Origin of the sequence: Robertmurraya mangrovi, from assembly GCF_034427655.1 — a bacterium.
Classification (GTDB): domain Bacteria; phylum Bacillota; class Bacilli; order Bacillales; family Cytobacillaceae; genus Robertmurraya_A; species Robertmurraya_A mangrovi.
Map to the genome: position 1 here is coordinate 435,950 of NZ_JAXOFX010000001.1, position 11,814 is coordinate 447,763.

Consider the following 11,814-nt stretch of genomic DNA (forward strand, 5'->3'; position numbering starts at 1 on the left):
ACTTTTTTTACTGTTTTATTAGAGGTAAAGTAATGGTTACCGTTGTTCCTTTTTGTTCTTGGCTTCGGATTGTTATGTCGCCACCAAAGGAATTAATAATCCGTTTACATACGACTAATCCTAATCCAGTTCCACTATCCTTAGAAGTGTAAAAGGGAATAAAGATTTTTTCTAAGTCTTCTTTCTTAATTCCGATTCCTGTATCAATAATGTCAATTTTACATACATCATCTTCCCTTTTTAGAAGAATGTTCAAGTTCCCTCCGTCGGACATTGACTCTAGAGAATTCTTTGTCACGTTTAAAATGACCTGCTTCATTTGATCCCTCGTACATGAAACAATGACAGGATCAATCGGTAGAGTACTGGTCCAATTTACATGATAAAGGTTCGCCTCTGAAGATATTAAAGGGTGGAGGTCTTGTATGACGGTTCTTAAATCACAAGTTTCCATTTTTAAAGCAGTCGGCTTTCCTAATATTAGAAACTCACTAACAATTTGGTTAATCCGCTTAATTTCTTCGTTAATGACTGAAAAATAAAACTGATCATCTTTGTCGTTTCTATATTTTTCACTTAACAGCTGAACTAAACCTTTAATACCAGTCAGTGGGTTTCTTATTTCGTGAGCTGTACTGGCTGCTAGTGTTCCAACTAGTTCTAACTTTTGTGCCTCATTTTGTTTTTTCTCTGCAATCGCTTGTCGTTTTAACATGAGATATTTAATGAAAATGTACGAAATTTGCATAAGAGAAAAAATGGATAGAATAATTAAAACAGATTTTTTTATTATTCCCTCGTGGTCTTGTTTCGGTAAATGGACAACAATATTCCAGGGGAGCCGTGTAATAGGATACGTAACCCAGTTTTCATTTAATTTTATCTCTTCCTCATTTGACAAATTATAACTAATCATTAATTCATTGTACGTATTCGTTAAGACAAGCTCTGTTTCAGGGGTTAAAACCTTCATAATATTTTGGATGTAATCGACCCGAAGTAATGCAACAATAACGTATTCTAGCCGTTTACTTCTATCTAATACAGGACCAGCTAAACCAATTACTTCTTGTCCATTTTGCAATTTTTCTACCTTATTAGAAATAATGACATCCTTTGTTTTAATGACATCCAAAATATACTTATCGTTTGTGAAATCATTTTGATCTAATAATGTATTCGATCCGGTAACGACCATTCCTTGGTCATCTAACAAGAAAAGACCACCATATCGTGGATCTGTAGCTTGAGCTCTTTGTAAGAGGGGCTTCATTTGTTCAGGGTTATTCATTGTGGTTTCCACTGTAAGAGATAGTATTTTTACAGTATTAACCGTTTCAGTAATAAATTGGTCCCAGTGTGTTTCATGTATAGAGGCTTCCCATTTTGCATGTTTCACTCGGTCTTCTAAATCCTGTTTGATTAAATGATTAATAAATAGAAAACTTAAGGTAACAGTGGGTACCCCGACAAATAGTAAATATATAAAAATATTTCTTAAAGTACTTTTCATACTAATGACTCCGAAATTTAGGATTTTGTTTAGATTTGAAAGAGAGGTAACCTTATCATTATACCATTATATTAAGTTTAATTAATGGTTCATTAATAGTAATAAATTCTATTGTTACCAATGCAACAAGCTAATTTTTTTAGGTGTTTTCCCCTCAATGAAGCTTGCTTCACCTAAGTAAATTGACATAGTTTCTTTTCTTTTCTTATAATAGTGGTAAGCTCTTTAAGGTAATTCTAAAAAGAGATAGGAATCTTTAAAGGAATGAATAGCATGGGATCTGAAGATGTAAAACAATCACTTAAATTATTTATTGTCCTATCAAGGGCATACCGAGCTGTAAATGAACATGTGAATAAACTGATCCAAACATATGGTTTAAATCCAACTGAATTTGCTGTATTAGAACTTCTTTATCATAAAGGGGACCAACCACTCCAGCAAATTGGCGGAAAAATTTTATTAGCAAGTGGTAGTATAACCTATGTAGTAGACAAATTAGAACAAAAAGATTATTTAAAACGAACAGCTTGCCCTAATGACCGCAGAGTAACATATGCCAGCATTACGGAAAAAGGGAAGCAGTTTATTGAAGAGATCTTTCCGCAACATGAACAAAGAATTCATGAGTTAGTATCCGAGTTGTCTTTTGAAGAAAGAGAGACAGCCATTGAATTATTGAAAAAGCTTGGGTTATCCGTAGGCAAATATTAAAAGCTCTCTAGTTAGACAGGATTTCATTAAAAAGGCCAGATTGGTCTTTTTTTTATGACCTTATATAGAGAAGTAAATAAGATGTATTTTAGCTTCATACATTTAATAGACTAATTCGTCCATTTTAGGTATAATATAATCGTATTTTCATAATTTTTTGAATAAAAGCAGGAGGGGTAAACATGAGATTTGAAGATTATACATATACACGTCCGAACATGGAAGATATTGAAAAACGTTTTAACGTTGCTTTAGAGAAATTTAAAAGCGCAGCCTCTGTTGAAGATCAAAGCAGTGCTATGAATGAAGTTAATGAGGTACGTAACGAAGTAGACACGATGCTGAATCTAGTTTACATTCGTCATTCTGTTGATACTAATGATGAGTTTTATAAAGCTGAACAAGACTATATTGATGAAATTCAACCTCAATTAGAAGGATTTGTAACAAAATATTATGAGGCATTAGTAGGTTCAACTTATCGTAATGAACTTGAGGCAAAATGGGGGAAACAACTCTTTGATTTAGCGGAAGCTCAATTAAAAGTATTCTCTCCTGAAGTAATGCCACTCTTACAAAAAGAAAATAAACTAACTACTGAGTATACAAAGCTTCTTGCATCTGCAAAAATTATGTTTGAAGGTGAAGAAAGAACACTAGCACAAATGGAACCATTTACTGAATCAACTGACCGCGACATGAGAAAAAGAGCTAGTGAAGCACGCTTTGGTTTCTTAGCAGAAAATGAATCTGAGTTAGACCGTATTTATGATGATTTAGTAAAAGTTAGAACGGAAATTGCTCATAAGTTAGGCTACAATAATTTTGTTGAGTTAGCTTATAACCGTATGTATAGAACCGATTATAATGCAGAGATGGTAGCTAAATTCCGTAATCAAGTAAAAGAGTTTATCGTACCAATTGCAACAAAATTAAAAGAGCGTCAAAGACAAAGAATTGGTGTAGACAAATTAAAATATTACGATGAAGGTTTTAATTTCAGCACTGGAAATGCAACTCCAAAAGGTAGTCCGGAATGGATTATTGATAATGGTCAAGGTATGTATAACGACCTTTCAAAAGAAACAGGAGAATTCTTTACATTCATGAGAGACAACAATCTTATGGATCTAGTTGCGAAGAAAGGTAAAGCGGGTGGAGGCTATTGTACTTATATCCAGAATTACAAAGCTCCATTCATCTTCTCAAACTTTAACGGTACATCAGGAGACATTGATGTGTTAACACATGAAGCAGGGCATGCTTTCCAAGTATACTCAAGCAGACATTTTGAAATCCCTGAGTACAACTGGCCAACTTATGAGGCTTGTGAAATTCACTCTATGAGTATGGAATTCTTCACATGGCCATGGATGGAATTATTCTTTAAGGAAGATACAGAGAAGTATAAGTTTGCTCATTTAAGTGGAGCGTTATTATTCCTTCCATACGGTGTTACAGTAGATGAGTATCAACACTGGGTATATGAAAACCCTACTGCAACTCCAGCAGAGCGTAAACAAGCTTGGAGAGAAATTGAAAAGAAATATATGCCTCATAAAGACTATGATGGAAATGAGTATTTAGAAAATGGTGGATTCTGGCAACGTCAAGGCCATATTTACAGCACACCTTTCTATTATATCGATTACACTCTTGCTCAAATTTGTGCTTTCCAATTTTGGAAACGTTCAAGAGAAAACCATGAGGCAGCATGGGAAGATTATATCAAGCTTTGTAATCTAGGCGGAAGCATGCCATTTACTCAATTAGTGAAAGAAGCTAATTTAATTTCACCATTTGAAGATGGCTGCGTTGAGTCTGTAGTAGGCGAAATTGAAAGCTGGTTAAACTCAGTTAACGACACTGAGCTATAAGGATAAATAAAAAGCGAAGCTAAGCGGCTTCGCTTTTTATTATTAAAAGTTTAAGAAAGTATTAGCTTTTTGAAGTTAGACAACTGTCCAGCTCCAGCGCCTAGCCCTTCGAGTCAAATAACCTTCCATCCTAAAAGTCAAAAACCAGACTTTTAGGATGGAAGAACATTTGCTTGTCAGGGCTGACCAAGGCGCTTGCGCTTTTCTTACCTCACTAGGTGAACCTATTAGAAGAAACAGTTGAAGGAATGTCGACTGTTTAGTCACTGTATACAGGTAAGGTAATTTCAACACAAGTACCTCTAGGATGATTACTGCTAATCTTTACCGAACCTTTATGTTGTTCAATAATTCTTTCCGTTATCATTAATCCTAATCCTGTACCATTTTCTTTTGTTGTGAAGAAAGGAGTGCCAATCTTTTTTAATACTTCAGAAGGAATTCCTATGCCATTATCTTTAATGACAATTAATACTTCATTTTTATTTAGATTTATACAATCAAACTGTATGGTTCCTCCAGTAGGCATGGCTTCAAACGCGTTTTTAAGCAAATTAATAAAAACTTGCTTCATTTGGTTTGCTTCACACAAGACTACATCATGTGTAGCCTTACAATTTTTTATTATAGAAACACCTTTGAAGTTAGCCTCCGATTCAAAAAGTAAAATCACTTCATTTATTACTTCAGTTATACTATGAGCTTTTGGGTTAAGGACATGAGGTTTCGATAGTATGAGAAATTCACTAATAATTAAATTCATTCTGTGGATTTCTGAGTTAATAATTGAAAAGTATTGGCTAAAAGCGCTATCTTTCTCGCTAATCATTTTAATGAAACCCGATATCACAGTTAAAGGATTTCTGATCTCATGTGCGACCCCTGCAGCAATTTCACCTGAAATTTTGAGCTTCTCAGAGTTTCGGATATATTCTTCCATTAATCGCTTTTCTGTTGAATCTCTGGCGATCAAAGAGACAGCAAATACCTGTTTATCACCATTGTAAACAGGTGAAATGGTTGCATCTAATATATAATTTTTCTCATTTAAATATATGGGAATATCAGCCCCAGATTTACCAAAACCTTTTTTTGCATTCTCTAAATAGTCCATAAGTGGATTGTTGTGGTCCCTTATGTAACTTGTTATATGAATCCCAGGTTTAAATGTTTTTACATTAAAAAGTTCAATAAAGGCATCATTGACTTCTATGACTTTCAAATTTAAATCCATTACGGCTATTGAATCTTTTGTATTTTGGAAGAATGCTTCCACTAGTGATTTAGTGGATTGTAAATCAATCTTTGCTTTTTTCTCATTAGCATAAGCTTTTTCCCAAAGCTGGTTTGCATATTTGATCATAAAAAATAATGATATACCAATCAGCAATGCTAGGAGAACAAAGTAGGGGAGTTCTTCTGCTCCACTTTGTTGAAATATTAGTTCTCCATTTGTTATAGAAAAATAAATTAAAGAAAAAACGGCTAGAGTCAAAGCTAGGAAAAGGGATAAATAACTTTGATAAAAGGCAAAAGCAATGATTCCTAAAAGAAAGAAAGCATAATTGCTTAAATATGGATAAGTAATATTTAAATAAAAAATATATCCAAAATACAAAAAGTTATAGGAAACCATTACAACATAAGCATTAATTCTCATTTTATATAGAGCAGTACATATTAGGCAGATTAATAAACCATATGGAGGCCATAGCATTTCAGTACTCTCGTCTACAATATAATAAAATACTGAATCTATGAGATAAAATACCCATAATAAAACCATTAACAATCGATTTCGATTTTGGATTAAATACATTTTATCCATCAATTTCCATTTCCTTCCTGTTATCTCACTAATATCATATCATATCTTTCTTTAATTAGTAGAAAAATCGCGAAAATAGTCGAATGGAGTGGGAAGTCCATTAAGACCACTATAGATGAGATTCCTTCGATTTTTCTTTAAGAAAGTGGGCAATATATAAATATTTAAATGATTAAATAAGAGTTGTTCGGCGAGGAGGACCTTTTGAATGAAACTTACACCGGAACAAGTAATTGAGTTACATGGTTTTAATAATTTAACAAAGACGTTAAGCTTTAATATGTATGATATTTGTTATACAAAGACAAGGGAAGAAAGAGAAGCTTATATTGAGTATATTGATGAGCAATACAATGCGGACCGTTTAACAAAAATTTTGGGGAATGTTTCTGATATTATCGGAGCACATGTATTAAATATTGCTAAACAAGATTATGTACCACAAGGAGCTAGTGTAACCATACTAGTTTCTGAAGGACCAGTGGTAGAAGTTCCAACAGAATCCTATGAAGAATCACCAGGTCCGCTGCCTGGTAATGTTGTCCTTCAACTAGATAAGAGTCATATTACGGTTCATACTTATCCTGAATACCACCCTTATGAAGGGATATCGACATTTAGAGCGGATATTGATGTGTCTACATGTGGTGAAATATCACCTTTAAAGGCCCTAAATTATTTAATTCATTCCTTTGATACAGACATCATGACAATTGATTACCGTGTCAGAGGTTTCACTAGAGATAAAGATGGTCGAAAACTATTTATTGATCATAATATTAATTCGATTCAAAACTTTATCCCTGAAGAAGTGAAAGAACAATACGATATGATTGATGTAAATGTCTATCCTGATAATATTTTTCATACTAAATGTCGTTTACGGGAGTTTGATTTAAACAACTATCTATTTGGGTACACAAAAGATAAGTTAGAGGTTGAAGAACAAAAGGAAATTGCTGAAAAATTACAGATGGAAATGGATGAGATTTTTTACGGGAAGAATATTAATTAGCCAAAAAAGCTCTACACATTCCTAATGAATGTGTAGAGCTTTTGAATGCTATTATTTAATGACAATCTTTCCATCCTCGAGTGTGGCGGTTAAAGATAGAGTTTCAGGTTGTTCAAGAATAAAGTCAGTAATTTTATCCTCAAGCTGCTCTTGAATAACTCTTCTTAGTGGACGGGCTCCAAAGGAAGGGATGTATCCTAACTCAGATAGTTTATCTATTACATCCTGAGTCACCGTTAACTTGATATCTTGTTCTCTTAGCATCACATTTAGTTCATCTAACATAAGGTTAACAATTTGAACTAATTGGTTTCTCTCAAGAGCTTTAAATTCAATGATACTATCAAATCGGTTTAGAAACTCTGGTTTAAAGAACCCTCCTAAAGATTTTAAAATAGAAGATTCTTCTTCTGTTGCGGTTTGATTAAAACCTACTCTGTTCTCTTTATGACCAACCCCAGCGTTAGATGTCATAATAATGACTGTATCTTTGAAGTTCACTGTTCTACCTTGGCTATCCGTTAGGCGACCATCTTCAAGGATTTGAAGGAACATATGCTGAACATCAGGATGGGCTTTCTCAATCTCATCAAGTAAAATGATACTGTATGGATTTCTTCGGACTTTTTCAGTAAGTTGCCCCGCTTCCTCGTGTCCAACATACCCAGGAGGGGAACCAATAATTTTAGAAATGCTGTGTTTCTCCATATATTCACTCATATCTAAACGAATCATAGAATCTTTAGTTCCAAATAATTCTTCTGCAAGTGTCTTAGAAAGTTCAGTTTTCCCTACACCTGTCGGACCGACAAATAAGAAAGAACCGATTGGGCGATTTTTAGATTTCAAACCTGCTCGGCTTCTTCTAATCGCCTTTGTTACTTTTTGGACTGCTTCTTCCTGTCCGATTACTTTATGGGCTAGATTCTCATAAAGGTTTTTCATTCTTACTTGTTCATCTTCTTGGAGTTTCCCGACTGGAATACGAGTTTTCTTTTCAATAATCTCCTCAATATGCACAACTTCAACAATAGGACGAGAAGTCATATCTTTTTTGTTAAGAGATTCTTCTAAATGCTTTTCCTCTTTACGAAGTTCTGCCGCTCTTTCATAATTTTCTACTTTTAAGGCTATTTCTTTTTCTTGAGCAATTTCTTTAAGTCTTTGTTCGATTTGTTCTAGTGAAGTATAATCTGTCTTTAAGTTTAGTTTAGATCCAGCTTCATCCATTAAATCAATGGCTTTATCTGGTAGAAATCGATCTTGTATATAGCGGCTAGATAATTTAACACATGCTTCAAGGGCTTCGATTGAATAGGTTACTTCATGAAAGTCTTCATATTTTGCTTTAAGACCTTTTAAAATATGAATTGCTTCGTCAACTGTTGGCTCCTCAACATGAACGGGCTGAAAACGTCTTTCAAGTGCAGCGTCCTTTTCAATGTTTCTGTATTCCTTTAAAGTTGTGGCACCTACGAGTTGAAGCTCCCCACGTGCCAATGCAGGTTTTAAAATGTTTCCTGCATCCATAGAACCTTCTGCTGAACCTGCACCTACTAACAAGTGAATTTCATCAATAAATAGAATAATATTTTTTCTTTGCTGTAACTCTAGTATGAGTTGTTTCATTCTTTCCTCAAATTGACCACGAATCCCTGTATTAGCAACTAATGAAGCTACGTCTAGCAAGATTACTGGCTTATTTAACAGTTTTTTAGGAACTTGGCCATCTGATATTTTTAGAGCTAAGCCTTCAGCAATTGCAGTTTTTCCGACTCCAGGTTCACCAATTAGAACGGGATTATTCTTATTTCTTCTATTTAATATTTCAATGACACGGTTTACTTCCTCCTCACGACCAATTACGGGATCAATTAAACCAGCAATAGCCATTTGAGTTAGGTTTCTACCAAACTGATCAATAAATCCACCGTTTCCACCGGCAGTAGGTGAAGGGTGTTTCTCATCATTTTTAGGTTGTTTTGAGTAATTATTAAGAAATTCATCTATTGGAAACTGATTAAAGTTCTGGAATCCTGACATGCCTGGCCCAAAGGCTGAGCTTATTTTTTGTTTCTCAGCATGATAGCAATCTCGACAAAGGTGTAATTCTGTTTCCTTACCATTAACATTCATTTTTAAAAGAATATTTGATTGATGTTGCTGACATTTGTTACATAGCATTTTGGCATGCCTCCTTAAAAATGTATTATAAATTCGACTTTGACTTTCTTTGACTTTTACAACGTTATTATACTTTGACCTTTTTTGACTTTCAAGTATTTTGTCTCGAAATCTCTTCCTCATTTTAGTGATTAATTGCGTTAAATAATATTTTCCTTCAAAAGCTCGTCATTGTTTGTCCATCTCTTCATATATTTAAAAGGAGGGGGGAGATTTTGTGAAAACAAACTGGGCTGCAGCCTTCCAAATAGCAGCTGTATACGTTGGAACAGTTGTAGGAGCTGGTTTTGCAACTGGTAAAGAGATCGTGGAATTTTTTTCACGATTTGGATTTATCGGATTGGTTGGTATATTAATGGCTGGTTACATACTCATTTTTTTAGGATCAAAATTAATGAGAATAGCCGCACATATTGATGCAAAATCCTATCAAGAATTTAATGAATATTTATACGGCAAATTTTTTGGTACTTTTATAAATATATTGACCTTATTTATGCTTTTAGGAGTTTGTGCTGTCATGTTATCCGGTGCAGGCGCTATTTTTCAAGAACAACTAGGTCTTTCCAAAAATTTTGGGGTGTTATTAACAATTGCCTTGTCGGTTGTTGTTATGTTTGTTGGAATTAAAGGACTATTTGCTGTTAATACATTTGTTGTACCGATGATGATTGCATTTAGTTTTATGTTAATGGTGATATCCGTACAAATGCCAGATTTTTTGGGCCAAGTATTATTTATTCCATATGTAGAGGATGGATGGAAATCAGTAATAGCTCCGTTTTCCTATACAGCACTTAATCTTGGTCTAGCACAAGCGGTTCTAGTCCCTGTTGCTTCAGAGATTAAAGATGATCAAACAGTTAAATGGGGGGGCATTCTCGGAGGAATTGCTTTAACAACCATTTTGATTTCAAGCCATGTTACATTAGTGATGTTACCAAGTGTTGAACTTTATGAAATTCCTATGGCGGTTATTATGAAAAATCTTGCTTCTGGCCTCTATTGGATCTTTATATTTATCATATACGGAGAAGTGTTTACATCTGTTATAGGAAATGTGTTTGGGCTAGAGAGACAAATAAAAAATTATATCTCGATTCCAACAATGATAACGGTCTCTTTTATCTTTCTGATTACTTACATCGTTAGCTTTATTGATTATGGGACACTTTTATCCTATTTATATCCTGTCTTTGGATACGTTAGTATGGCATTTTTAATTCTATTATGGATGAAGCCAATTGATCTTAAGAGTGAGTTTAAAAAGTGATTGGTATAGAAAAAAGACTCGAGGCTTCGAGTCTTTTTTCAATATTAATAAAGTGGAAAAATAACTAGCAAGAATAAGTCAAAAATTAAATGAGAAACAATTACTAAAGGGATACTGCGTTTCCAAGCGTATAACCAGCCCCAAAACAGCCCAGCAAATAATGCCGCAAAAACAAGCATATAAGAACCAGAATAAAGGTGGGCTAAAGAATACATAACTGCCGAAATTATGATGCTTGGCCAAACATTTACATGCTTAAACAAACGCTTTTGTATAAAGCCTCTCCAAAAAATTTCTTCACCAGGAATAATAATTAATAATAAAACGATATAGTGCCAGATCGCTGTTGGTGATAGTCGATTGTATAGCTTAGAGATTTGTGTGCTAAAAGGTAGGTTTAAAATATCAATGAGAAAATTACCTGCCCAAAACAGACCGAAAAGGATAAGACCTGAAATTACCCCGATTGACAAATAAGTATTAGTGGAAACTTCATCATCTACACTTTCATTCAATATGGTATAGGTAATTAAAAATAACATGGAAGCGGTGAAAATATACCAAAAGACGTTTTTGTCGCTAAAAGTTAAATAAAGCAAAAAATGTGCAAAAATAAAACCGATTACTAATTTAATATCAGTAAGGAATTTCATCATAAAATAAACTCCTTTCATAAGAAACCAATCTATATTGTAACAAAAAAAGCATGTTAGTGGTAATGAGAAAGATAAATATCTACAAAAGAAGGGCAATTGGTCTAAAAAAAAAGACAATATATAGGGTAAATGTATGGTTATATATGCTAACAAAATAAAAATGTACTTATTAGCAAAATATAAAATAGGAAGGGAGGTTTGGAAATGACTAAATCAAAGAAAGAAAAGGAAAGAGCGTGGACGGTCAGAAAACAAGACCAGCATCCTCATGGAAAAGTTAAATCTTTCAAAGAATTAGCTAATGAAAAAGAATAATGTCAATATTAAGAAAATAAAAAGCAGCCTTGTGGCTGCTTTTAACGTAAGTCTCTATTCTAATTAGACATTTTTTAGACTATATTGCAGATTCTTTAATAACTTTATAGTTTTTGTGATTGACGACCGTACGCTGTTCAAGCTCCAGGTCACGGTAATTATCCATATAAGTTAAGTCTACAATAACTGAATTCTCATTTACTTTTTCTACAATTCCTTGTAGTCCATCTTTAAATTCTATAACATTTCCCACATCAGCTTTCTTCAAGGTAGCCCCTCCTTTAGTTCGAAATGCAAAATATATTATTAACATTTTGCACTACTTTCTGGTATTCGTAAAGAATTTTCACATAATTTCTTCAAAAAAAATGGAAATTAATTATTTTAAGAGAAAACTAGATTTAATTTTAAAATAAATAATCTGAATATTGCAAAAAGA

10 protein-coding genes are annotated in these 11,814 nt (G+C 33.6%); 5 read left to right on the forward strand and 5 right to left on the reverse strand.

From position 1 onward, the window contains the following. Positions 1 to 7 precede the first annotated feature (7 nt). Positions 8 to 1,513: an ATP-binding protein gene (locus tag SM124_RS02200; protein WP_322444851.1), complete on the reverse strand. Its 1,506-nt coding sequence runs from the start codon at positions 1,511 to 1,513 to the stop codon at positions 8 to 10. 273 nt (positions 1,514 to 1,786) lie between these two features. On the opposite strand from SM124_RS02200, the gene SM124_RS02205 reads away from it, so the two are divergent. Beyond that, on the forward strand, positions 1,787 to 2,227 hold the full coding sequence (locus SM124_RS02205; protein ID WP_322444852.1) for a MarR family winged helix-turn-helix transcriptional regulator: 441 nt from the start codon (positions 1,787 to 1,789) through the stop codon (positions 2,225 to 2,227). 182 nt (positions 2,228 to 2,409) lie between these two features. Then, positions 2,410 to 4,104, forward strand: coding sequence for a M3 family oligoendopeptidase (locus SM124_RS02210; protein ID WP_322444853.1), 1,695 nt, complete (start codon positions 2,410 to 2,412; stop codon positions 4,102 to 4,104). Positions 4,105 to 4,363: 259 nt separating this feature from the next. On the opposite strand, the gene SM124_RS02215 is transcribed toward SM124_RS02210, so the two are convergent. Beyond that, positions 4,364 to 5,932 carry an ATP-binding protein gene (locus SM124_RS02215; protein WP_322445039.1) on the reverse strand — a complete coding sequence of 523 codons (1,569 nt, stop codon included), beginning with the start codon at positions 5,930 to 5,932 and terminating at the stop codon, positions 4,364 to 4,366. A 208-nt stretch (positions 5,933 to 6,140) separates the two neighbouring features. Here SM124_RS02215 and speD point away from each other — a divergent pair, with 208 nt between their 5' ends. Beyond that, positions 6,141 to 6,947, forward strand: coding sequence for an adenosylmethionine decarboxylase (gene speD, locus SM124_RS02220; RefSeq protein ID WP_322444854.1), 807 nt, complete (start codon positions 6,141 to 6,143; stop codon positions 6,945 to 6,947). 51 nt (positions 6,948 to 6,998) lie between these two features. On the opposite strand, the gene SM124_RS02225 is transcribed toward speD, so the two are convergent. Continuing rightward, complete coding sequence (locus SM124_RS02225) at positions 6,999 to 9,131, reverse strand: ATP-dependent Clp protease ATP-binding subunit (protein WP_322444855.1); 2,133 nt, start codon at positions 9,129 to 9,131, stop codon at positions 6,999 to 7,001. 217 nt (positions 9,132 to 9,348) lie between these two features. Here SM124_RS02225 and SM124_RS02230 point away from each other — a divergent pair, with 217 nt between their 5' ends. Then, a complete protein-coding gene (locus tag SM124_RS02230; protein WP_322444856.1) occupies positions 9,349 to 10,404 on the forward strand; it encodes a YkvI family membrane protein in 1,056 nt (351 codons plus the stop codon). Between the two features lie 44 nt (positions 10,405 to 10,448). On the opposite strand, the gene SM124_RS02235 is transcribed toward SM124_RS02230, so the two are convergent. After that, positions 10,449 to 11,060, reverse strand: a complete 612-nt coding sequence (locus SM124_RS02235; RefSeq protein WP_322444857.1) for a CPBP family intramembrane glutamic endopeptidase — start codon at positions 11,058 to 11,060, stop codon at positions 10,449 to 10,451. Positions 11,061 to 11,264: 204 nt separating this feature from the next. Between SM124_RS02235 and SM124_RS02240 the strand changes: the two genes are divergently transcribed. After that, the gene (locus tag SM124_RS02240; RefSeq protein ID WP_322444858.1) at positions 11,265 to 11,375 is read left to right on the forward strand and encodes a DUF6254 family protein; all 111 of its coding nucleotides are present in this window, start codon (positions 11,265 to 11,267) and stop codon (positions 11,373 to 11,375) included. 79 nt (positions 11,376 to 11,454) lie between these two features. Here SM124_RS02240 and SM124_RS02245 read toward each other — a convergent pair whose 3' ends face one another. Then, the gene (locus tag SM124_RS02245; RefSeq protein WP_322444859.1) at positions 11,455 to 11,643 is read right to left on the reverse strand and encodes a YkvS family protein; all 189 of its coding nucleotides are present in this window, start codon (positions 11,641 to 11,643) and stop codon (positions 11,455 to 11,457) included. Between the last annotated feature and the right edge of the window lie 171 nt (positions 11,644 to 11,814).